Source organism: Streptomyces sp. NPDC088766 (assembly GCF_044750845.1).
Taxonomy (GTDB): domain Bacteria; phylum Actinomycetota; class Actinomycetes; order Streptomycetales; family Streptomycetaceae; genus Streptomyces.
This window is the reverse complement of the sequence record NZ_JBIVKQ010000008.1, coordinates 117,030-138,402: the sequence shown is the minus strand read 5'-3', so window position 1 is coordinate 138,402 and position 21,373 is coordinate 117,030. Positions and strand designations below refer to the sequence as shown.

Genomic DNA, 21,373 nt, shown 5'->3' with positions numbered 1-21,373 from the left:
GCCGCGACACCGGCAGATCGCCGGCACTGAGCATCGACCGACCGGACCCCGCGAGGGAAGCGGTCATGACCATCACCACACCGACGGCGACCCCCATGCGACGCCTCACCGTCTTCCTCCCCTACGACCCGCACGCCCCGCGCACCGCGCGCCGCTACACCACCAGGTGGCTCGCCGCCGAAGCCGGCGGGACGCGCCGCACCGCGGACGCGGAGCTCATCGTCTCCGAACTGGTCACCAACGCCGTCCACCACGCGCGCGGCCCGTGCGTACTGACACTCACCCTGCGGGGAACGCTGCTGGACATCGGCGTCGCCGACGAGAGCGAAGACCTCCCCGAGCGGCAGAGCGCGCCCGGGGAGCGGGGCGGCTTCGGACTGGCTCTCGTCGCCCTCCTCGGCGACAGCGTCACGGTCGTTCCCGCCCTGGGCGGCAAGACCGTGCACGTGACGCTCGACACGGACGCCGCTACTCCTTGACGAAGGCCAGCAGGTCGGGGTTGAGGACGTCGGGGTGCGTGGTCAGCATGCCGTGCGGCAGCCCTTCGTAGCTCTTGAGCCGGCCGTTCTGCAGGAGCTCGACCGACAGGGGTGCCGAGTCGTCGTAGGGCACGATCTGGTCGTCGGTGCCGTGTGCGACGAGGACGGGGACCTCGATCCGCCTGAGGTCCTCGGTGAAGTCCGTCTCCGAGAAGGCCTTGATGCACTCGTAGTGGGCGTTGGCCGCGCCCTGCATGCCCTGCCGCCACCAGTTGTCGATGACGCCCTGCGACACGTGCGCGCCGGGCCGGTTGAAGCCGTAGAACGGACCGGACGGTACGTCGAGGTAGAACTGCGCGCGGTTGGCGACGAGGGCGGCGCGGAAACCGTCGAAGACTTCCATCGGCAGACCACCGGGGTTGTCCGGTGTCCGCAGCATGATCGGGGGCACGGCGCCGACGAGGACGGCCTTGGCCACCCTGCCGGGCTCGGCGCGCGCGACGTAGCGGGCGACCTCGCCGCCACCGGTCGAGTGGCCGATGTGGACGGCTCCCCGGAGGTCGAGGGCGTCGGTCAGGGCCGCGACGTCGGCGGCGTAGGTGTCCATCTCGTGACCGGTCGGGCTCTGGGAGGAGCGGCCGTGGCCCCGCCGGTCGTGGGCGATCACGCGATATCCCTCGTTGAGGAAGAACATCATCTGACCGTCCCAGTCGTCGGCGCTGAGCGGCCAGCCGTGGTGGAAGACGATCGGCTGGGCGTCGCGCGGACCCCAGTCCTTGTAGAAGATGCTGGTGCCGTCGTTCGTGGTGACCGTGCCCATGGCAGATCCTTCCCACTTGTCTTTCCCGATCGGGGGGTTCACGAGAAGCGGCAGTCGCACAGGGCGGTCGGGGCGCGTCGACGCGCCGACCGGGGCTGTCGCGATTGCGGGCAACTCCGGACATTACCCCCTCGCAGGGCGACTCGCTTCCGGGAGCACGGCGCGGGGCGGTGCGCGGGGCTCCCGGATGCCCGCCCTCCGGCGTCACCCGCGTCGCCGGCGCGACGCGGGCGGAGGTCAGCCGGCGGGCGGTGGGACGAGGACGTTGTCACCGGTGCGGCCGGACAAGTAGTCGGCGACGTTGGCGACCGTGGTCCGGGCGATCTGGCCGACGGCGTCCTCGGTGAAGTACGCCTGGTGCGAGGTGACCAGGACGTTGCTGAACGTCATCAGCCTGGCGAGGCGTTCGTCCGTCATCACCTCCAACGACTTGTCCAGGAAGAACACCCCGGCCTCCTCCTCGTACACGTCCAGGCCGACCCCGCTCAGCCGTCCGGCGCGCAGCGTCTCCAGCAGGGCGTCCGTGTCGACGAGACCGCCGCGGCTGGAGTTGACCAGGACGGCGTCGTGCTTCATCAGGCTCAGGGCCTTCGCGTCGAGAAGATGGTGCGTCTCGGGCAGCAGCGGCACGTGCAGGCTCACCAGGTCCGCCTCGGCGAACAGTTGCTCCCGCTCCACGTACTCCATGCCGAGGGCCAGGCAGTCGGGGTTCTCGGCGATGTCCCAGCCCAGCAGGCGCATGCCGAATCCGTGGGCGATCCTCGCGAACGCGGCACCGATCTTGCCGGTGCCCACCACCCCGGCCGTCCGGCCGCGCAGATCGCGGCCCATCAGACCGTCGAGCCGGAAGTCGAACTCACGGGTGCGGTGCGCGGCGCGCACGATCCGGCGGTTGACCGCCAGGGCCAGCGTCCAGGCGAACTCGGCGACGGAGTACGGCGAGTAGTACGACACCCGCGCCACGGCGAGCCCCAGCTCACGCGCCACGGTCAGGTCGATGTTGTTGTAGCCGGTGGCCCGTTGGGCGATCATCCGTGTACCGCCGGCCGCCAGTGCGCGCAGCACCTCGGCGTCCAGTGTGTCGTTGACACTGCTGAGGACGATCTCATGCCCCACCGCGGTCGGGACGGTGTCCCGGTTCAGGAAGAGCCCCAGACAGCGCAGGTCGTGACGGTCGGCGAGCACCCGCTCGAACTCCGCCTGCAGCAGCGGTTGCTCGTCCGCCAGGACTCCGTACGCAACGATCTCCACGTGCACTCCTCGGTAGCGGCTGTCGGCCTCCCAACTTTAGGCAAGGTGACCGGCGGCCGGGGACCGGTGCACGTTTCGTCGGGGTGGGTCACCTGTGAGCCGCTCACGTGGTCACCGTCCGTCCGTGGCGCTGACGCCCCGCCGTGCCGCTGGTGCGGTCGAACCGGTGACGGAGGCGGCGGTGACGGTGGAGTGGCGTGAGCACGCCGAACAGATGGCCGTGCTCGCGCGGGATCTGCCGGCCCAGGACTCCGTCCGGGCGACACTGGACGAGATCGCCGCGGCGGCCGTGAAACTGGCGGACGGCTGCGACGCGGCGGGGATCCTCGCGGTCCGCAAGGGACGGGCCGTGACCCCGGCGGCCTGCGGTGAACCGGTCGAGGAGTGCGACCGCCTGCAGGGCCGGCCGGGCGGGGGTCCCTGTTTGGTCGGCTGCCGGACGGCGAGGGCGCGCAGCCCGACCCGGCGGTGCAGGGAGTCGACCTGGAGGTCCTGGCTCGACACCGACAGCCGCGCCACGGACGGGTGCGGTGGCGGGAGCCACGCGTACGGTCCGATCGGCAGCCGGTGCAGGTGCAGTTCCCGCAGGCTGTCCACCGCGGGGATGGCCTCCAGATCCTCCGGCAGCAGGAGTGCGGCGTCCAGGGCGAGGGTCGCAAGGCGGGAGCCCGCCACGTCGGAGATGTCCCGGATCCGGACGGTGGATTCGACGTGCAGGTGCCTGATCCGCGGGCGCCCCCTCAGCAACGACAGGTCACTCAGGGCGGGGTTGTCGGTGATGACGAGCCGGTCGAGCGCGGTGCGCGGCAGGTGCCGGTCGAGCTGCTTGGCGGTGAGCGGTCCGTCCAGGACGACGCGGTCGGCCGACGAGGTGGCGCGCAGCACGGGCGGGTCGGTCGCCGGTGGGGCGCCCGAAGCGCGTGGTGCCGCCCCGGGCCGGGTTGCCCACGCTCCACGCGCTGTTCGTGCGGGCGTTCATGGCGCCTCCGTTCCGGTAGGGACGACGACGGTGCACGGGAGGCCGCGCGGCCCGCCCGCGCCGCGGACGACGGCGGCCCGGTGGCCGGGCATCACGCCCGGCGAGCGGTCTCCGTCCCGCTCGCCCGCGGGTTCAGCAGGCACGGGCCGGCGGGCCCGGCACGGGGCCGGGCAGACCGGGAGCCGGGCAGGCCCCCGCGGAGTACCGACCGGCCTCGTTCCGCCTCCCCTTGCGGGTCCTGATCCGCTGTGGGGAGGCGTGTGCGCGGTCGGTGGTGCACCGGCCGCGCACGGGGGTTCGGTGCGGGCTCCCGAGCCGCTCAGGCGTGCCGCACCGGAATGGTCCTGGCGCCCGGCTTCTCCTCCGGGACCGGGACCGTGATGGTCAGGACACCGTCCTTGTAGTCGGCGGTCGCCTCGTCGCCCTGCGCCCCGGCGGGAAGCCGGACGGAACGGGCGAAGGTGCCGTAGCGGAACTCGGTGCGGTGCTTCTCCGTGGTCTGCTCCGTGCGTTCGGCGCGCAGCGTCAGCAGACCCTCGTCGACGGTGATCTCGACGTCCTTGTCAGGGTCCACGCCGGGAAGTTCGGCCCTCAGGACGTACGTGCCGTCCCCGAAATGATCCTCGACACGGATGCCGTGCAGCCCGGGGGCGGCTTGCGCCCCGGGAAGCCCGGTCTCCATCCAGCCGAACACGTCCGGCCACCCAGGCAGCCGCTCCAGCATGCTGGTCATGGCACGCTCCTTCCCTCTCCTCCAGCGTCGCTCAGGCGACCCCGCACGCGTATGGGCCGACCGGCCCGGGTCGGGAGCCGGCCGGCCCCTGTCCCCCGTCTTCCCGTCCTCGACACCGTCGTCGGCCCCGTCGTCGGCCCCGTCGTCCTACGGGAGGTCCGGTTCGAGGGCCGGGCGGTGCGGGGGCCCGGTGAGCGCGCACCGCACGTCGACCACGCCTTCCACGGACCGCGCCAGCCGCACCGCCAGCGGCACGACGGACAGGTCCCGGACGCGGCCGGTGAGTGTGACGACACCCTCGTGCACTTCCACGCCGACCGACTCGATCGGGTCCGGGAACCGGCCGAGGACCACCTCGCGCCGCACCTCCTCGGCGATGTCCCGGTCGGAGCGGAGAAACACCCTGAGCAGATCCGAACGGCTGACGATGCCCTTCAGCACGCCGTCGCCGTCGACCACGGGCAGGCGTTTCACCCCGTGCCGGGCCATGGCGCGGGCGGCCTGCGCGAGAGTGGCGTCGGGGCGGACGGTGACGGCCGGAGAGGTCATCAGGTCGGCCGCGGTCACGGCCTGCGCCTTCTCGAGGCCGGCCGGGGGCCGGGCCCGCGGTCCCCGGTCGGGGACGCTGTCACGGAACTCCTCCTTGCGCAGCAGGTCGGCCTCGGACACGACGCCGACCACCCGGTTCCCGGTGTCGAGAACGGGCAGGGCACTGATCCGCTGCACCTCGACGGTCCTGACGATGTCCTTGAACGTCGCCCCGGCGGCGAGTGCGACGACCGTTCGGGTCATGACATCGCTCACGCGGTACTCGGAGCCGATCATGGTGTCCTCCCACCTGTACGGGCCGCGTGTCGCGACACCTCCAGCCTGTGCCGTCCGGCGGGCCCGGGCATGGGCCGAAGGGCCCGGTTCAAGGGGTCGCCCGCCCCTGACCGCCAGCGGGCCGCACCGCCGCGACGACCGCGTGCCCCGCCGGTTCGCCGCCCACCTGGCCCAGTCCGGACCCGGCATGTGTGCGCCGTGCGCGGCCGGACGCGTCCCGGCACCGGTGAGGCGCCGCACGCCCGTCCGCCGGCCGTCCCGTCCGCGCTGCCGGACCGCCGAACGGCTCCCCGGCTGGCGCGGTGGCGCGCGGCCCGGCAGCGTGGACACGCGGATACGCAGATATGCACATACGTATGGAGAACGACGGCTGAGCGAGGTGACCATGCAATCTGAGCCGGTACCACGGGTGGTCGTGGGTGTGGACGGATCCCCGACGTCGTACGCGGCGCTGCGGTGGGCGGAGCGGTACGCACGGGCCGTCGGCGGTGTCGTGGAGGCGATCCACGTCTGGGACACGCCGTCCTCCGCGGGCTGGAGCGGACCGGCGATCGATCCCGACTTCGACCTGCAGCAGGCACGGGAGCGCTTCGCGGCGGAGTTGCACTCCGTCTTCCCCGGGGAGCGTCCGGCGCGGCTGAGGGAGCATCTCGTCGAGGGCGACCCGTCCGAGGCCCTGATCCAGGCCTCGGAGGGAGCCGCACTCCTCGTCGTCGGCCGCCGGGGCCGGGGCGGCTTCGCCCGGGCGATGCTGGGGTCGGTGGGCCAGCGCTGCGCCCAGCACGCGGCCTGCCCGGTCGTCGTCGTCCCCCGGGAAGAGGACACGGCTCACTGAACGCCCGCCGGGAACCCCGACGCACCGTCCCGGCGGGACGGGGCCGGTTCACCGGCGGGTACTCGCACGCGGGCCCGCCCCGGCATCGCCGTCGGCCTCGTCGCCGGTGGCGCAGCGGACCTCGAGCTGCACCTCGGGGGCCTGGGCCAGCGTGTTCGTCACCGTGCAGTGCGAGACCACCGCGCGCAACGCGGCCAGCCGGTGCGGCGCCAGGCCCGGGGCGAGGACGGTGAGGGAGATCCCGGCCACCCGGGGCGGCCGGTCGTCCGCCATGCGGAACTCCGCGCGGACGGACAGGCCGTCCCGGTCGGCGCCGTGGCGGTCGAGGAAGCGACCCGCGTAGTGCGCCGCGCAGGAGGCGACGGCGGCCACGAAGAGTTCCACCGGGGTGGGGGCGGTGTCCTTTCCCCCGTCGGACAGCGGTTGGTCGACCGTCAGGACGTGTCCGCGCACCCGGACCTCGTACGCGTCGCCGGCGATGGGCACCACCTCGGCCACTCCGGGCCGGCCGCCGGGTTCGGGGTCCACCGCGGCGGCCTGGAACAACAGCAGTCCGGCGAGCCGCCGGGCCTCCTCGGCCGTGAGCGACGCCCACAGTTCACCGCCTTCGTCGTGGGACTCGAAGGAGGTGTCCAGGACGACGCGGCCCATCGGGGCCGGCAGTCCCTGTGGCGCGAAGCGGGTGACGTTGATGGTGCGGCCACAGCGCGTTTGCATCTTCATCTCGGCTCCCTGTCGGCCGGTGCCGCCGCGGCGGCCGGGCACTGCGCTTTCCGGTGCACCGCCCGCGCGCGGAGCTGTCCGGGGTGGAACGGTCCCCGCGGGGGCCCGGAAGTCCCGAAGTCACCGGGGCGGCTCCGGGCCGCCTGCCGCCGCGGGCGTTCAGGCGTCGTCGGCGGGCGTGATGCGGCGGCCGGTCAGCCGTTCGACGGTGATGACCACCCACAGCGTGCGCCGTCCTCCGGCCCAGGGGTCGCTGTGTGCCCGCTCGTCGAGCCGGCGTACCGCGGCGGGGTCGGTGACGGCCCGCGCCGGCCCCACCACCAGGACACTCCAGCCCTGGCTCATGGCCTCGTCGATGTGGTCGGCCTCGAAGGCCACCTCGTGGCCGACGGCGGCGGCGGGGACGGCGTCGGGCGCCGTACGGAAGGCGATCGCCCCGTCGACCACCTCGTAGTTGACGGGGAACACGGCAGGGCCGTGCTGCGTGGTCAGCGAGATGCGCCCGATGCCGTGCGTCGACAGCAGGGCCCGGCACTCCTCTTCGTCCAGGTCCCGCAGGCGGGGGTGGTAGAGCGCCTGCCCCTGTCCGGGAGGCCGCTCCTGGCCGCCGCCCTGGAGTTCGAGGAGCGTGGTCCCCAGCGCGTCGGCCAGACGCATGAGGGTCCCGAGGCTCGGGTCGGCCGGGTGCGTCTCCAGGTAGTCCAGGTAGGCCGGTGAGATACGGGCGCGGTCGGCGGTCTCCGTCAGGCCGAGGCCTTGCCGCCGGCGCGCCTCCGCCACCCGGCGGCCCACGTCGCCGGGGCCGGCGACGGCCGTCTCACCGCCCCCGGTCTCCGCGTCCGCGTTCGCGGACGCAGGTGCGCCGGGCGCCGCCTCGTCGTGGCCGGGGTGATGGATGTGGGCGTCCGGCCCGGGAAAGACGAGCGTGATGTCGCCCGTGTCCGACCACCGCACGTCGTACGGCGGGGTTCCGTCCTGGTGGTGGAGGCCGACGATCTCCCCGTCGCGCCGGACGACGCCCGTGGCCGGGCTCTCGACGATCAGCCGGTCCCCAACGTGTGCGTGCATGACCGTGCCCTCTCGCTGCGGATCCCCTTCCAGCATCGCTCCGCGGCGCCGACCGCACCACAGGGCCGACGGTCCCGTCGCAGCGGTCCCGTCGGCCCGTTGCGACGGGACCCACGGGCCGGGCCGAGGAGTCCGGGACCCGGCGGCGGCCGCCGCCGGGTCCCGTGGGACGCCGACCGGCACCAGGCGGCCGGGGCGCGGTGGGGGGCGGGCGACCGACCGCGGCCGCCGTCCGTCCGCGACCCGTTCGGCCCTGACCCCGGCTCGGCCCCCGGCGACGCTGGGAGCCGGGACGGACCGGTGCACGCCGCTCGGACGCCCCCGGGTCGGCATGGGTGGGCCGACGCGTCGGCCCGGGATCCGCGGGGAGCTTGTGCACCCCTCCCGGACCGTCGGCGGGCGGCGTGGGGCTCAGCGGCTGCGCAGAGCGGCGAGCGCCGCGTCCAGGTCGGCCGCGCGCGGGCGGTTGTGGGGCAGCTTGCCGAGCATGGCCGCCATGCCGCAGGTGTTCGTCAGGGCGGAGAAGACCAGGCCACCCGCGATGCCGGCGGAGATGAGCAGGAGGGCCGGGTGCACGAGCAGGCCGAGGAGGAGACCGAGCAGGACCAGGCTGCCGGCGGTGAAACGGACCTGGCGTTCCATGCTCCAGCCCGCCCGCGTGTCGCATGCGGCCGGTGTCTGCAGGTCGTGCCCCTCGGCGGCCCAGGCGCCGGTGCCGCCGACCAGGGTGGCGGCGTCGATGCCCTGCTCGGCCAGGAGCTTGCAGGCGTTCCCGGAGCGGGCGCCGGAGGCGCACACCACGAGGACGTCGCCGCGCTCGGCGGCGTGCCGGATCTCCGGCAGCGCGCGGCGGATGTGGTCGAGGGGGATGTTCACCGCGCCGGGCAGGTGGCCGGAGGCGTACTCGGCGGGCGTGCGCACGTCGATGACGGTGAACTCGTGCAGCCGGGTGCGGGCCTCGTCGGCGCGGAGGGCGGAGGGGGCGGAGGAGCCGGTCATGGCAGGGGGTCCTTGAGGGTCGGTACTGATCGGTATGGGCACGAACCGGGACGTACAATACCCCTAGGGGTATTGATCGAGCGGGCGTGGACCGAGGAGTGGTCGTGGAACTGGAGCTTGCGGGCGCGGACCTGGCGGCCGTGCTGAACCGGCTGCGCCGTGCGCAGGGTCAGATATCCGGCGTGATCCGGATGATCGAGGAGGGACGCGGCTGCGAGGACGTCGTCACACAGCTCTCCGCGGCCTCCCGCGCCCTCGACCGGGCCGGGTTCGCGATCATCGCGACCGGCCTGCAGCAGTGCGTGAGGGACATCGACTCGGGGCGCGAGGACGGAGAGGACCCGCAGGCGATACGCACCCGGCTGGAGAAACTGTTCCTGTCGCTGGCCTGAGCCGCCGCGGCGGCCGTCACAGCAGCGCGTCGATCAGCATGAAGGCCGCCACGGCCAGCAGCACCCCGGCGAAGATCCGCTGAAGCGTGTCGCCGGTGACCTTCGCGGCCAGCCGCTTCGCGTCCCACGCGCCGAGGATCGCGGCGCCGACGAACGGGCCGACGACCGCCCAGTCCAGCTGCTGGACGGTACCCGCACGCGTCGCCAGCGCCGCCACGGAGTTGACGGTGATGACCAGCAGGCTGGTGCCCACCGCGTTGCGCATCCGCATCCCGACCACGCCCACCAGTGCCGGCACGGCGAGGAAGCCGCCGCCGACGCCGAGGACGCCGGTGACCGCGCCGAGCCCGGCACCGGTCCCCGCGGCGCGCGCCTGCCGGACCGGCACAGCGTCCGCCGCGGCCGGCGCGGACCGCATCATGCGCAGGGCGGCCACCGCCGCGACGAGGGCGAAGGCCCCCGTCAGTACGGCGGCCGGCACCTGGGCGGCGAGTGCGCCGCCCAGCATCGCCGGGCCGATCCCGGCCGCCGCGAACAGCAGCCCCGTACGCCAGCGCACATGACCGTCGCGGGCGTGCGCGAGCAGCGCGGTGGCCGAGGTCAGGGTGACGATGACCAGGCTGGCGGTCGTGGCACCGACCGGGCTGAAGCCGAGCAGGTAGATCAGGGCGGGGACGGCGAGCACACTCCCGCCGCCCCCGAGCGCGCCCAGCGCCACACCGATCACGGCGCCGGCGGCGAGGGCGAGGACGACCGCGCTCACGCGACGGTGCCGTTCTTGCCGTTCGTGTCCACCACCGGCAGCCCCTCTTCCACCCAGGAACGCATCCCGCCGATCACGTCCACGGCCACCGCGCCGCGGGCCGCCAGCAGTTCGGCGGCCTGCCGGGAGCGGCTGCCGGAGCGGCAGATCACGATCAGGGGCCGCGCCTGCGCGTGCGCGGGCAGCGCCACCCCGGCGGCCAGCGCGGACAGCGACAGGTGCAGGGCGCGGGGGGCGTGCCCCGACTGCCACTCGTACGGCTCGCGCACGTCCAGCAGCACGGCGTCACCCGCGCCGTCGGCGGCGCCGTGGCCGGTGCGCGCGGCCGCTTCCCGCGCGGTCACCCGGCCCGGATCCCCCTGGTCCCGTCGGAAGATGCTCATGTGGTTTCTCGCTCCTGTTTCCCGTGTCGGTACGGACGGTCGGCGGGGGCCGGCGCGGCGCCCGGCGCCCTCAGGGGTTCCGGATGGCCGGTCCTGCCGCCGCGGCGGCGTCGAAGGAGTCGTCCACGGCGACGACGTCCCGGCCGGCGGCGTCCAGCGGGGAGGCGGCGATGGCGGCCCGCGCGCCGCCCGCGCAGTGCACCCACACCTCACCGTCGGGGACCTCCGCCAGGCGGCGGTGCAGGGTGTGGACCGGAATGTGGACCGAGCCCTCGATGTACCCGCCCGCCCGCTCCGAGCCACGCCGTACGGCCGCCGCGATCACCCGGTCGATGTCGCGCGGCGGGTCGACGGCCACCGCCGTCCGCTCACCGCCGGCGAGGTGGCTCCGGTTGCCGAGCCCCTGCACCTCGATCGTGTCGACGAAGAACACGCGGTACTCCCTTCCAGTGGAAAATTACCCCGGGGGGTATACATACGAAGGTAGCACGAGTACCCCGGGGGGTATTTTGGAGGGCAGGGAGAGCCCCGGGAAACACCTCACAGACCGCTCGCCCGCACCGGACACCCGTCCGCTGCCGCGCGAGACACCGGAAGGGTCATCGTCATGCGCTACGACCGCACCGTCCACCTCGACACCGACTTCGCCACCGCCGTCGCCCGCACCCGCGACGCCCTGGCCGCCCAGGGTTTCGGCATCCTCACCGAGATCGACGTCACCGCCACCCTCAAGACCAAACTCGGCCGCGCCGCAGAGGACATGGAGGACTACGTCATCCTCGGCGCCTGCAACCCGCCCCTCGCCCACCGGGCCCTGGACGTCGACCGCACCATCGGCCTGCTCCTGCCCTGCAACGTCGTCGTCCGCCGCGACGGCGACCGCACCGCCGTACAGGCTCTCGACCCGGACACCATGGTGACCCTGACCGGCAGCGACGCCCTCCGACCGGTCGCCGAGGAGGCCGGGCGGCGCCTCGACGCCGCCCTCGCCGACCTCACCGCGACGGACCTCAAGAGCTGACGGCGGACACCGGCCCGTCGCCGGGGACGGACGGCCGGGCCGGGGTCCCCGGTCCCGGCGCGCAGGTGGTGAGGCCGCACCCGGGACGGTGACGCGGCGCGCGGGCGGGCGGGCGGGATCAGCCCTGTGCCGTGGGCCGCACGATCAGCTCGTTGACGTCCACGTTCGCCGGCTGGTCCACGGCGAAGGCGATGGCGTCGGCGATGGCCGAGGCGGGAATCGCCAGCTGCGCGGCCGCGGCCCGTGCGGCGGCCTGTGCTTGCGCCGAGCCACCGCGGTCGGTCAGCTCGCTCTGCGTGAAACCGGGGCTGACGACGGTGACGCGGATGTCCCGGCTCTCCTGCCTCAGACCCTCGGACAGCGCCGCCACGGCGAACTTGGTGGCGCTGTAGACCGCGGCGGTCGGATCCACCCGGTGCCCGGAGACGGAGGACACGTTCACGATGTGTCCGCCGCCCTGCCGCCGCATCTGAGGCAGTACCGCGGCGATGCCGTGCAGCACGCCGCGCAGATTGACGTCGATCATCTGCTCCCACTCGTCGATCCGCAGGTCGGCGAGGGGGGACAGCGGCATCACCCCGGCGTTGTTGATCAGCACGTCGATGCGGCCGTACTCCTCGAGGCCGGCGGCGGCGAACGCCCGCACGGAGTCGAGGCTGGTCACGTCCAGCTCGCGGTGGGCGACGGTCGCTCCGCCGGCCCGTAGTTCCCCGGCCAGTGAGGCGAGCCGCCCGGTGCGGCGGGCGCCGAGGAGCACCCGGTGTCCCAGCCCGGCCAGCCGGCGGGCGGTGGCCTCCCCGATGCCGCTGCTGGCGCCGGTGACGAGGACGGTCTTCGCGGGTGCCGGCGTGGTCGTCGAATCTGCGGACGTGGTCATGGGTGCTCCTTCGGTGTTCAGGCGGCGGCCGCCGCCGCCTGAAGTGCACCGCGCGGTGCCGGGGGCCGGAAGGCAGCGTGAGCCTGGGTGCCGGGCACCCGGGCTCACACTGCCTGGTTGGACGCGGGGCGGTGCCGGATGCTGGGGGTGCCGGTCGGTGACGGCGGCCGACCCCGGCAAAGGTCCACTCCGGGGGAGCCGCCGCGACGCAGTCGGGACCGCGGTGCGATGCGGACAGGAAGGGAAGCCGTCATGAGCGACGAGCGCGAGATCCAGGAGATACTGGCCCGTTATGTGCGGGCCACGGACCGGCGGGACGGCAAGGCGCAGGGCGCCTTGTTCACGGAGGACGCGGTGGTGCAGAGCTTCTCCAGGACCGGCCCCGACAGCTACGAGGTGGTGGCGCCGCCTCTGATCGGCGGAGCGGCCGTGGCCTACGCGGTCGACAACTACATGGCCCCGCATCCCGTGGGCGGCTCCAGCCACCACATGACCGCCGGCCATCTCATCGAGGTCGACGGCGACCGTGCCCACCTGAACGCCCAGTTCGTCGTCTTCCGCGTTCAGGCCGCCTCGCGTCCCGAGACCGGCTGGCCGGCCGGTGCCTTCGGCGCGCAGGGCACCGTGCAGCCGATCGAATCCGGTTACTACGACACCGATCTGCTGCGGATCGACGGCGAGTGGAAGATCGTGGGCCACCGCATCCGACTGGACATGCCGTACGTCGTCCCGGGGGTCTGACAGGGACGGGCCCGGCACGGGCGGTGTCGCCGGCGGTGGTCCCACTCCGGGGAGGAACCACCGCCGCGACGCACGGACGGAAGGGCAGGTCATGATCACCCGCCTCATGGTCCCCGGCCGTCCCAGGGCGGCGGGGGCGGGCACCGCTAGCATCGGTGTCATGACGGCACGGGACAACGAACTCGGCGTGTTCCTCCGCGCGAGCCGCGCACGGGTGGACCCGGCCGACGCCGGACTCGCCGGCGGGATCTCGGGACGACGCGTCCGCGGTCTTCGACGCGAGGAGGTGGCCGTGCTCGCCGGGGTCAGCGCGGACTACTACGCCCGTCTGGAACAGGGGCGCGAGCGCAACCCCTCGGCGCAGGTGGTCGGTGCCGTCGGGCGCGCGCTGCGCCTCGCGCCCGACGCGCGCGAGCATCTGTACCGGCTGGCGGGGCTGAACCCCCGGCTCGGCCCGGACAGCCCGAGGGACGAGGTGCACCCGGATCTCCTGCGTCTGCTGGACGCCTTTCCCCGAGCCGCGGCCTACGTACTCGGCCCGGCCTTCGACGTGCTCGCGGTCAACCCGGTCGCCGACGCGCTGCTGTCACCGTTCGGGGACGAGCGGAACATGCCGCGCATCCTGTTCACGCACCCCGCGGCCAAGACGGTGTTCACGGACCGGGAGATGTTGCGGCGCAGCACCGTCCACGCCCTGCGGCTGAACGCGGGACGGTTCCCGAACGACGCGGGCATCACCAGCCTCGTCGCCGAACTGGGCTCGGCGTCGACGGAGTTCCGCGCCCTGTGGGACGACCACGAGGTCGGCGGCCTCGCCCGGGCCTTCAAGGTGTTCGTGCACCCCCGGGCAGGACGCATCGAGCTGACCTACCAGACGTTCGACGTGGTCGACGCTCCGGGACAGCTGCTGCTGGTCGGCACCCCGGAGCCCGGAAGCCGCAGCGAGGAGGCCCTGGCCTGTCTGGCCCCGATGGCAGAGCCGGCCTGACCCCCACCGTCTGCGCGGACCGCCCTCGCTTCCTGGGTGCCGTACACCCGGGAAGACACTGCCTTCCCGCGCTCCGGCCCGCACCGCACGCTGGACCCGGCGCCCGCGGACCACCGGGCGGACCGGATCAGCCCCCTCTGCGAAAGAGCATGCCGTCATGGCCGAAATCCTGGAAGTGACCACCCTGCGCCCCGCCCCCGGCCTCACACCGGAGGACTTCGTCGCGGCGAACGCGGACATCAACGAGTACCTCAGGCGCCGGCCCGGCTTCCGGTGGCGCCGCATCGTCGTGCGCGACGACGGCACGATCCTCGACCTCGTCGCCTACGACAGCATCGAGCACGCCCGCTCCGGGGCGGCCGGCATCACCGGCGAGATGGGCGGCTCCCCGGTGCACGGCGCCATCGATCACCGCACCGTCGACTGGCAGTTCACCACCGTGCTCCAGCACGTCGAGTGACGCGCCCCGAGCCGTTCCGACGGCCGAGTCACCCCGCCCGAGCAGCCCTGAGCCCCTGGAAGAGCCGGACATGTCCCTCGCCGAAGAACTCGTCAACGCCCACACCGCACGGTCTCTGACACGGGCCGTGCACGCGGTGCTCCCCGGCGCGGAACTCCCCGCGTCGCGGGCGGCGGCACGGCACCCTCTCGCTGCGTGAGCGGGCCCGCTTCGCGGCGCGGGTCCCTGTCCGGTGGCGTCCGCCGGACAGGGACCGCGGCCCTCCGGGCGACGGCGGCCGACGGGGACGGGGACGGGGCGCCGTGGGTGGTGTCGTCAGCCGGCGTCCGGGGCGGCGGGGCGCCGGTACACGCCGTACCAGAAGGTGTGCGCCAGCTCGCGGGCGACGCGTGCGTCGTCCCCGCCGTCACTGTTCGCCACCTGCTGGGCGATGACCTGGCTGCCCCCCTGGACGATCATCCCCGCGGCGAGTCGGGGGTCGATGTCCGCCGGTGTGCGGCCGGCCCGCTGCTCCTCCCGCAGCACCGACACGAGGTGGTCGGTGAACCGGTTCTGGTCGGCAGTCCAGGCCCCGCGGACCACCGGGTCGTAGGCGGCCACTTCGTTGATCGCCGACAGCAGGACCGCGTGCCGGCGGTAGTGCCGCAGGATCAGCTCGTAGGTGCGGGCCAGCCCCTCGACGCCGCCGTCGGGGCCCGTGGGCCGCCAGGCCTGCGCGATCGCGAAGCTCTCCGTCTTGAGGGAACCGCTCAGCCGCAGCAGCACATCCACCTTGTCGCGGAAGTACAGGTAGAAGGTGGAGCGTGAGATTCCCGCGGGCTGGGCGATCTGCTCCACGCTCAGCTCGGTGTAGCTCACACCACCGCCGAGGAGTTCCTCGATCACGGACAGGATCCGCTTCTCGAGCGCGGACCGTCGGTCGGCTGCGGCGGAGGGTCGTCGAGTGGTGGAGGCCATGCCGTCATCCTAGGGAGCCGCCCGGACGACCGGCCCGCAGGGCCCGGTGGAGGATCCGTGCCGGCCGCACGGGTCCGCAGGCGTCCGCACCGCCGCGGTCAGACCATGAGGCTCACCCGGTCACCGATTCCCAGCAGGGACTTCCCGTAGACCTCCAGGCCGACGGCCGGGACCAGGCCGGCGTGGCGGGCCGCGGCGTTGGCGTCCCGCCAGATCCGCTGCAGGGGGTGGGTGTCGGCGAACGCGGACGAGCCGTGCGCGTTCAGCAGGATGCCGATCGCCTCGACGACCTGCTGCGCCGCGTACCCGGCGCGGGCTCTGATGTGCGTGCGCGCCGCGTGGTCCAGCACGCCGGCCCCGGCGGCCCGGTCGACCTCGGCGACCGCGCCGTAGGTGTGCAGCCGGGCCGTCTCCAGGCGCAGTGCCGCGTCGGCGACCTGCGTCTGGACGCCCACCGAGTCCGCCTGCCTGGCGTGGACGGTGAACGACAGGGGCTTGGTGCCGGCCGCCTCCACCACCAGGTCCAGAGCCGCCCTCCCGAGTCCGAGCAGGGGCCCGACCAGGCACAGCAGCAGCATCGGACCGAATGCCGACCCGTACAGGTCCTCGCCCCGGTGCGAGCGCGGGTAGGCGCCCTCCGCGGCCGCGGGGACCGACAGCACCCGGTGTTCCGGCACGAACACGTCCTGGCCGATCAGGGTGTTGCTCGCCGTCGCCCTCATGCCCGCCGCGTGCCAGGTGTCCTCGACGGTGAGGTCGCGGGCGGGTATCAGGACCAGCGCCTGGTCGGCGACGGCGCCGTCCTCGTCCTTCAGCAGCGCGCCGACCGCCGCCCAGGTGGCGTAGGGAGCGCCGGAGTTGTAGGACCAGCGGCCGCTCACCCGCCAGCCGCCCGGGACCCGCTCCCCCATGCCGGTCGGCGCGGCCACTCCGGTCACCCGGGCGTCGGGATCGGCGCCGAACACCTCCTCCTGGGCCCTGTCCGGGAACAGGCAGGCGAGCCAGTTGGTCACCGAAATGATCATTCCGACCCAGGCGGCCGAGCCGTCCCCCGCCCCCAGGGTCTCCGACACCTCGGTCAGCGTACGCAGGTCGCTCTCGTGGCCGCCGTACCGTCTGGGGGTCAGCAGGCGGAAGACTCCGGCCTCGGCCAGGGCCTCGACGACCGGCTCCGGGACGGCGCGGCGGGACTCGCCGCGCGCCGCCTGGTCACGGAGCAGCGGCCGCAGAGCCGTGGCACGGGCGACGAGTTCGGCCCTGACGTCCTCCTCGGACCGTACGCCCGCCTCGTGGGCACGGCCGGTGCCGGTGGTGACGGTGGTCGTGGTGCCGGTCATCTCGTTCTCCTTCTGCGGGGCTGTCCGGGCGGGCCACGCGGCCCCTTCCCGAAATCCTTGCGGGGCTGCGGGGTACGGCCGGTTCACGCGGCGGGGCCGACGGATCCGTGCGCGATCTCCGCGAGGAGGGCGGCGAGTTCCCCGGGCATCGACAGGAACGGCGAGTGGTGGCAGGCGAGGCGGTGGACGGCGCCGGACCTGGCGGCCAGCGTCTCCTGGTTCTCCGGCGGCAGGGCCCGGTCGTGCTCGCAGACGACGTACGTCGACGGGACCGTGTGCCATCCCGCCCGGGTCAGCGGCTCGACGAAGGACTTCGTGCTCTGCGGCACCAGCCGCCGGGCGGCCCGGTCGGCCTCCGCCCCGGGCACGTCCCCGTAGAACACCGGGACCGGGTTGTCGGGTACCGCCTGGAAACCGTGCGGCTCCGGCGGGACGGGCGCGCCGTGGTGTCCCAGCAGGCTTTCGCCCACGTCGAGCTGGTACGCCGCCAGGTAGACGACGTGTGCCACATCGCCGGCCTCGGCGACGGCCTGGGTGACGGGTATGCCTCCGTAGGAGTGGGCCACCACGACCGCCGGTCCGCCGATGCGCTCCAGCTCCGCGAGCACCGCCCGTGCGTCGTCCTGCACGCCGGCCTCCTGCCCGGCACTGGGCAGGTCGACCACCCTGGTCGTCCAGCCCCCGGCGCCGAGCTCCGCTCTCAGCGCGTCCCAGCACCAGGAGCCGTGCCACGCCCCGTGCACCAGCAACAGGGTCGGACGGTCCACTCCACCAGAGATCACGGGAAATCCCACTCTCACGATTCGACGGTCAAGGAGCCCTTGCGGGCTGTTGCGGAAGACTACGAAAGATCGGACACTGTGTCCAACACCGTGTCCGACGTGCCGTCCGACAGCGCGTCCAACAGCACGTCCCGTGCGTTCCGTCCGGCGCTTGCCGAGCTTAATCGAACGTACTAGTCTGTTTGATTAAGGAGGTGTGGTCATGGTGACCCAGGTCAGGAAGACCAAGTCGGAGGAGAAGATCCTCAGCGCCGCGGCCGAGCTGTTCTACGCGCACGGGCTCCGCGGCGTGGGGATGGATCAGGTCATCGCGGCGTCGGGAGTCGCGAAATCGACGCTGTACGTGCACTTCCGCACCAAGGAACAGCTCGTCGCGGCGTACCTGCGCAGGACCGACGACTCCTGGATGGCGCAGCTCCAGGGCGCCGCCGCACGCGCCGGCGACGATCCCGGCGACCAGCTCGTCGGACTGTTCGACGCGCTCACGGACGCCTTCGACCGGCACGGGTTCTTCGGATGCCCGTTCGTCAGCGCGGCGGTCGAGGCGGACCTGGACTCCGAGGCCCGGGCCGTCACCGTGCAGCACACGCGACGCCGCCAGGCGTGGCTCACGGAGTTGAGCGAGCGGGCCGGCGCCGGTGCGCCCGAGGCGCTCGCCCGGCACCTCGGACTCCTGATCGACGGCGCCCTGGCCTCCGGGCGCCTGCTCCAGGACCGCACCGTCGTGGACGAGGCGAAGGGTGCCGCCCGCCGCCTCGTCGCCGACCACACCTGATCACTGGCGACATGCCCGGAGGAGGAGCGGCGGCCTGCGAGGACCCGGTCCTCGCCCCGCCACGGCCGGCAGCGGCCGGGAAGACCCGTTCGACACGACAGGAAAGAGGCGCACACCATGCGCGCAGTGGTTCTGGAAGAGTTCGGCACTCCGCTGGTCCTGAGGGAGATCGAGAAGCCCGCCGCCGGCCCGGGTCAGGTGCTGGTCAAGATCAGGGCCAGCGGCGTCAATCCGCTGGACACCAAGATCCGGGCCGGCAAGGCCGCCCATGCCAGGCGTACGCTGCCGGCCGTCCTCGGCCTCGACCTCGCCGGCGTGGTCGAGGAGACCGGCGCGGGCGTCACCGGCTTCGCACCCGGCGACGAGGTCTACGGCATGACCGGCGGTGTCGGTGACCTGCAGGGCTCGCTGGCCGAGTACGCGGCCGTCGACGCCCGCCTGCTGGCCCGCAAGCCGGCCTCGCTGACCATGCGCGAGGCCGCGGCCCTGCCCCTGGTCGTCATCACGGCCTGGGAGGGCCTGGTGGACCGGGCGCGGGTCCACGCGGGACAGAAGGTCCTGATCCACGGCGGGGCCGGTGGCATCGGTCATGTGGCCGTCCAGATCGCCCGTGCCCGCGGCGCCGAGGTCTTCGCCACCGTCTCGCCCTCGCGCACGGACGTCGTCGAGAACCTGGGGGCGACCCCGATCGACCGCACCACGACCACCGTGGACGAGTACGTCGCACGGCACACGGGCGGCGAGGGCTTCGACGTCGTCTTCGACACCGTGGGCGGTCCCGTGCTCGACGCGTCCTTCACCGCGGTCCGCACCTACACCGGCCACGTCCTGAGCGCCCTGGGCTGGGGCACGCACAGCATCGCCCCGCTCTCCTTCCGCGGGGCCACCTATTCCGGTGTCTTCACGCTGCTGCCCCTGCTCACCGGCCGCGGCCGGGAGCACCACGGAGAGATCATGCGCGAGGCGGCCGCCCTCGCCGACGCGGGGGCTCTCAAGCCCCTGCTCGATCCCCGGCACTTCACCCTCGCCACCGTCGCGGACGCCCACGAGGCCGTGGAGACCGGCACCGCCCACGGCAAGATCGTGGTCGACGTCGGCTGACGCCCCTCGTCGGCACCCCCTCGTCCGCGCCCGCCCCTACCCGGCCGGCCTGACCGTCGCGTCGTCACACGCGTTTGCCCACCGTCGGCAGCGGCAACCCGTACCCCTACGATTCCGCCTCGCCGCTGTCGTCCGCACCCGCGTCACTTCCGACGGTCGGCGCACGGCCCGGGGCGGTACACACGGGTCCGACAGGGGGTTGGGTGATGACGGTAGCGGCGCGGCAGGGTGGCGGCGGAGGTTCCAGCGGGCTCTACGACGTGCTGGAACTCATTCTCGACCGCGGGCTGGTGATCGACGCCTTCGTGCGGGTCTCCCTCGTGGGCATCGAGATACTCAAGATCGACATTCGGATCGTGGTGGCAAGCGTCGACACGTACCTGCGGTTCGCCGAGGCGTGCAACCGTCTCGATCTCGAGGCCGGGCCGCGCAAGCCGGCGGGCCTCACGGAGCTGCCCGGAAAGATGATGGAGTCCGGCGCCAAGGGCAAGACCAAGGGCGTGCTGTCCGGCGCCGCGGAGACGGTCGCCGATGCCTTCCAGCAGGGCCGCGGCCAGAGCCGGAGCCAGGAGGGACGGTCCGGCGCGCGCAGGAGTGCGGACTGAGCGACGACCGCATGACCGGACCCCCGCCGTCGTCGCGTGCCGTCCCGGCGCGGCGACCGGTTCACCTCGCACCACCCCCGCGTCCGTGCCCCCGGCCGTGCCCCCGGTCCGGGGGCACGGCCATGTCCGCACGCCGGGTTCAAAGGGCCGCGCCCACCGCCGGTGGATCACCCATGCGGGCGACGCCCGGGATCGGCCAGGGATGTCTCGACCGGTTGCGGAAAGACGTAGGGGCGACCCGTCAGGAGGTTGTCATGGCCGATGAGTTCGCGTTGGGAGAAGTCCTGGCGGCTGCCGAGGACGCCGCGCCGATGGATTCCGTCGACGTCGTCGCACGCAACGTGCAGAAGCGCTTCGGGGCCGTCTCCGTCTCCTTCCTGTTCCTGGACTTCGTCGGCCAGGAACTGGTGCGGCTCACCGCTGCCGACGACGCCGAAGCCGGTGGAACCAGCCCCGTGCGCATCCCCGTGCAGGGCAGCGTCTACGAACTGGTCCTCCACGAGCAGCGACTTCACCGGCAGCGGGACGCCGAGGGCCGGCACCGGGTCATCGCGCCGGTCACCAACCGCGGCGACTGCATCGGTGTCCTCGAGATGACACTCCCCCACATCGACGGGGACGTGCTGCGGCACGTGGCGGAGGCGGCCCACGCCCTCGCGTACATCATCGTCACCGACCGCCGCTTCACGGACGCCTACCAGTGGGGTCAGCGCACCAAGCCCCTGACGCTCGCCGCGGAGATCCAGCACCAGCTGCTGCCCTCCGCCTCCTGCTGCGAAGCACCGCAGTTCACCGTGGCCTGCGCGCTCGTCCCCGCGGACGACATCGGTGGAGACACCTACGACTACAGCCTGGACCGCGACACCCTGCACCTGTCGCTGACCGACGCCATGGGCCACGACGTGGACTCCGCCCTGCTGGCCACCCTGCTGCTCGGCGCCCTGCGCGGTGCCCGGCGCGCGGGGTGCAGCGTCGACGGCCAGGCACGTCAGGCCCACCAGGCGCTGCTGTCCCACGGACGCGGCGCCATGGCGACCGGGCAACTGCTCTGCGTCGACCTCGTGCAGGAGCGCGTGGAGCTGGTCAACGCCGGCCATCCCTGGCCCCTGCGCCTGCGTGACGGCGTCGTGGAGGAGATCCCCCTCGCCATCAACCTGCCCTTCGGCGTCCCCTCGCCCATCCCCTACCGCGTGCAGAAGCTCGACCTGCGTCCCGGTGACCGGCTCGTCCTGCTCACCGACGGCATGCAGGACCGGGAGGCGGCGGCGGTCGACCTGCCCGCGCTGTTTCGCCGGACCCGCCGTCTGCATCCCAGACAGACGGTGCAGGCGCTGACGGAGGCGGTGAAGGACGCCTGCCACGGCCGCCCTCAGGACGACGCCAGCGTCATGTGCCTGGACTGGCGCGGCCGGATGGGCACCGCCTGAGGCAGCGCGGCCGGCGCATCCCACCGCGCGTCCCTCTCGTTTCGACGGCAGG

At 73.4% G+C, this 21,373-nt stretch carries 26 protein-coding genes and 1 pseudogene; 12 read left to right on the top strand and 15 right to left on the bottom strand.

Annotated elements, in window-relative coordinates:
• Positions 1–65: 65 nt before the first annotated feature.
• Positions 66–479, top strand: coding sequence for an ATP-binding protein (locus tag ACIP5W_RS13830; RefSeq protein ID WP_401471568.1), 414 nt, complete (start codon positions 66–68; stop codon positions 477–479).
• On the opposite strand, the gene ACIP5W_RS13825 is transcribed toward ACIP5W_RS13830, so the two are convergent.
• The 5 genes from ACIP5W_RS13825 to ACIP5W_RS13805 form a co-directional block, all read right to left on the bottom strand.
• Positions 469–1,299: an alpha/beta fold hydrolase gene (locus ACIP5W_RS13825; RefSeq protein WP_401471565.1), complete on the bottom strand. Its 831-nt coding sequence runs from the start codon at positions 1,297–1,299 to the stop codon at positions 469–471. The two genes, ACIP5W_RS13830 and ACIP5W_RS13825, sit on opposite strands and share 11 nt — an antisense overlap.
• A 237-nt stretch (positions 1,300–1,536) precedes the next feature.
• A complete protein-coding gene (locus tag ACIP5W_RS13820; RefSeq protein ID WP_401471562.1) occupies positions 1,537–2,550 on the bottom strand; it encodes a 2-hydroxyacid dehydrogenase in 1,014 nt (337 codons plus the stop codon).
• A gap of 111 nt (positions 2,551–2,661) precedes the next feature.
• A complete protein-coding gene (locus tag ACIP5W_RS13815; RefSeq protein ID WP_401471559.1) occupies positions 2,662–3,435 on the bottom strand; it encodes a hypothetical protein in 774 nt (257 codons plus the stop codon).
• A gap of 413 nt (positions 3,436–3,848) precedes the next feature.
• Positions 3,849–4,262, bottom strand: coding sequence for an Hsp20/alpha crystallin family protein (locus ACIP5W_RS13810; protein ID WP_401471556.1), 414 nt, complete (start codon positions 4,260–4,262; stop codon positions 3,849–3,851).
• A gap of 147 nt (positions 4,263–4,409) precedes the next feature.
• Positions 4,410–5,087 (bottom strand): CBS domain-containing protein, encoded by a 678-nt coding sequence (locus tag ACIP5W_RS13805; RefSeq protein WP_401471553.1) that lies wholly within the window; start codon positions 5,085–5,087, stop codon positions 4,410–4,412.
• A gap of 385 nt (positions 5,088–5,472) precedes the next feature.
• Between ACIP5W_RS13805 and ACIP5W_RS13800 the strand changes: the two genes are divergently transcribed.
• Complete coding sequence (locus ACIP5W_RS13800; RefSeq protein ID WP_401471550.1) at positions 5,473–5,922, top strand: universal stress protein; 450 nt, start codon at positions 5,473–5,475, stop codon at positions 5,920–5,922.
• Between the two features lie 48 nt (positions 5,923–5,970).
• On the opposite strand, the gene ACIP5W_RS13795 is transcribed toward ACIP5W_RS13800, so the two are convergent.
• The 3 genes from ACIP5W_RS13795 to ACIP5W_RS13785 all read right to left on the bottom strand — a co-directional run bounded on the left by ACIP5W_RS13795 (position 5,971) and on the right by ACIP5W_RS13785 (position 8,712).
• Positions 5,971–6,645, bottom strand: coding sequence for an OsmC family protein (locus ACIP5W_RS13795; protein WP_401471547.1), 675 nt, complete (start codon positions 6,643–6,645; stop codon positions 5,971–5,973).
• Between the two features lie 159 nt (positions 6,646–6,804).
• The gene (locus ACIP5W_RS13790) at positions 6,805–7,713 is read right to left on the bottom strand and encodes a pyridoxamine 5'-phosphate oxidase family protein (protein ID WP_401471544.1); all 909 of its coding nucleotides are present in this window, start codon (positions 7,711–7,713) and stop codon (positions 6,805–6,807) included.
• A gap of 411 nt (positions 7,714–8,124) precedes the next feature.
• Complete coding sequence (locus ACIP5W_RS13785; RefSeq protein WP_401471541.1) at positions 8,125–8,712, bottom strand: rhodanese-like domain-containing protein; 588 nt, start codon at positions 8,710–8,712, stop codon at positions 8,125–8,127.
• A gap of 104 nt (positions 8,713–8,816) precedes the next feature.
• Here ACIP5W_RS13785 and ACIP5W_RS13780 point away from each other — a divergent pair, with 104 nt between their 5' ends.
• Positions 8,817–9,104, top strand: coding sequence for a metal-sensitive transcriptional regulator (locus ACIP5W_RS13780; protein WP_401471538.1), 288 nt, complete (start codon positions 8,817–8,819; stop codon positions 9,102–9,104).
• 16 nt (positions 9,105–9,120) lie between these two features.
• Here ACIP5W_RS13780 and ACIP5W_RS13775 read toward each other — a convergent pair whose 3' ends face one another.
• From ACIP5W_RS13775 to ACIP5W_RS13765, 3 genes and pseudogenes are all read right to left on the bottom strand, one after another.
• Entirely contained in the window at positions 9,121–9,867 is a 747-nt protein-coding gene (locus tag ACIP5W_RS13775) for a sulfite exporter TauE/SafE family protein (RefSeq protein ID WP_401471535.1), read from the bottom strand.
• Positions 9,864–10,250 carry a rhodanese-like domain-containing protein gene (locus ACIP5W_RS13770; RefSeq protein WP_401471532.1) on the bottom strand — a complete coding sequence of 129 codons (387 nt, stop codon included), beginning with the start codon at positions 10,248–10,250 and terminating at the stop codon, positions 9,864–9,866. Before ACIP5W_RS13770 ends, ACIP5W_RS13775 begins: the two co-directional genes overlap by 4 nt.
• Before the next feature lie 70 nt (positions 10,251–10,320).
• Positions 10,321–10,566 (bottom strand): annotated as a pseudogene (locus ACIP5W_RS13765) (rhodanese-like domain-containing protein); the annotation flags it as partial.
• A 291-nt stretch (positions 10,567–10,857) separates the two neighbouring features.
• Here ACIP5W_RS13765 and ACIP5W_RS13760 point away from each other — a divergent pair.
• The gene (locus ACIP5W_RS13760) at positions 10,858–11,271 is read left to right on the top strand and encodes a DUF302 domain-containing protein (RefSeq protein ID WP_401471529.1); all 414 of its coding nucleotides are present in this window, start codon (positions 10,858–10,860) and stop codon (positions 11,269–11,271) included.
• Positions 11,272–11,389: 118 nt separating this feature from the next.
• On the opposite strand, the gene ACIP5W_RS13755 is transcribed toward ACIP5W_RS13760, so the two are convergent.
• Positions 11,390–12,148 carry an SDR family oxidoreductase gene (locus ACIP5W_RS13755; protein ID WP_401471526.1) on the bottom strand — a complete coding sequence of 253 codons (759 nt, stop codon included), beginning with the start codon at positions 12,146–12,148 and terminating at the stop codon, positions 11,390–11,392.
• A 252-nt stretch (positions 12,149–12,400) separates the two neighbouring features.
• Between ACIP5W_RS13755 and ACIP5W_RS13750 the strand changes: the two genes are divergently transcribed.
• The 4 genes from ACIP5W_RS13750 (at position 12,401) to ACIP5W_RS13735 (ending at position 14,536) form a co-directional block, all read left to right on the top strand.
• Positions 12,401–12,889, top strand: coding sequence for a nuclear transport factor 2 family protein (locus tag ACIP5W_RS13750; RefSeq protein ID WP_401471523.1), 489 nt, complete (start codon positions 12,401–12,403; stop codon positions 12,887–12,889).
• A 160-nt stretch (positions 12,890–13,049) separates the two neighbouring features.
• Positions 13,050–13,877, top strand: coding sequence for a helix-turn-helix transcriptional regulator (locus ACIP5W_RS13745; protein WP_401471521.1), 828 nt, complete (start codon positions 13,050–13,052; stop codon positions 13,875–13,877).
• A gap of 157 nt (positions 13,878–14,034) precedes the next feature.
• Positions 14,035–14,337: a hypothetical protein gene (locus ACIP5W_RS13740; protein WP_401471518.1), complete on the top strand. Its 303-nt coding sequence runs from the start codon at positions 14,035–14,037 to the stop codon at positions 14,335–14,337.
• 70 nt (positions 14,338–14,407) lie between these two features.
• Positions 14,408–14,536, top strand: a complete 129-nt coding sequence (locus tag ACIP5W_RS13735; RefSeq protein ID WP_401471515.1) for a hypothetical protein — start codon at positions 14,408–14,410, stop codon at positions 14,534–14,536.
• Between the two features lie 116 nt (positions 14,537–14,652).
• Here the strand turns inward: ACIP5W_RS13735 and ACIP5W_RS13730 are convergent, their stop codons facing one another.
• From ACIP5W_RS13730 to ACIP5W_RS13720, 3 genes are all read right to left on the bottom strand, one after another.
• Positions 14,653–15,294 carry a TetR/AcrR family transcriptional regulator gene (locus tag ACIP5W_RS13730; RefSeq protein WP_401471512.1) on the bottom strand — a complete coding sequence of 214 codons (642 nt, stop codon included), beginning with the start codon at positions 15,292–15,294 and terminating at the stop codon, positions 14,653–14,655.
• A gap of 98 nt (positions 15,295–15,392) precedes the next feature.
• Positions 15,393–16,631, bottom strand: a complete 1,239-nt coding sequence (locus ACIP5W_RS13725; protein ID WP_401471509.1) for an acyl-CoA dehydrogenase family protein — start codon at positions 16,629–16,631, stop codon at positions 15,393–15,395.
• 83 nt (positions 16,632–16,714) lie between these two features.
• Complete coding sequence (locus tag ACIP5W_RS13720) at positions 16,715–17,413, bottom strand: alpha/beta fold hydrolase (RefSeq protein WP_401471506.1); 699 nt, start codon at positions 17,411–17,413, stop codon at positions 16,715–16,717.
• A 202-nt stretch (positions 17,414–17,615) separates the two neighbouring features.
• Between ACIP5W_RS13720 and ACIP5W_RS13715 the strand changes: the two genes are divergently transcribed.
• The 4 genes from ACIP5W_RS13715 (at position 17,616) to ACIP5W_RS13700 (ending at position 21,321) form a co-directional block, all read left to right on the top strand.
• Positions 17,616–18,188, top strand: coding sequence for a TetR/AcrR family transcriptional regulator (locus ACIP5W_RS13715; RefSeq protein WP_401471503.1), 573 nt, complete (start codon positions 17,616–17,618; stop codon positions 18,186–18,188).
• A gap of 117 nt (positions 18,189–18,305) precedes the next feature.
• Positions 18,306–19,289 (top strand): zinc-dependent alcohol dehydrogenase family protein, encoded by a 984-nt coding sequence (locus ACIP5W_RS13710; RefSeq protein WP_401471500.1) that lies wholly within the window; start codon positions 18,306–18,308, stop codon positions 19,287–19,289.
• Between the two features lie 206 nt (positions 19,290–19,495).
• Positions 19,496–19,894 carry a gas vesicle structural protein GvpA gene (locus tag ACIP5W_RS13705; protein ID WP_401471497.1) on the top strand — a complete coding sequence of 133 codons (399 nt, stop codon included), beginning with the start codon at positions 19,496–19,498 and terminating at the stop codon, positions 19,892–19,894.
• Between the two features lie 254 nt (positions 19,895–20,148).
• Positions 20,149–21,321 (top strand): PP2C family protein-serine/threonine phosphatase, encoded by a 1,173-nt coding sequence (locus ACIP5W_RS13700; protein WP_401471494.1) that lies wholly within the window; start codon positions 20,149–20,151, stop codon positions 21,319–21,321.
• Positions 21,322–21,373: the final 52 nt, after the last annotated feature.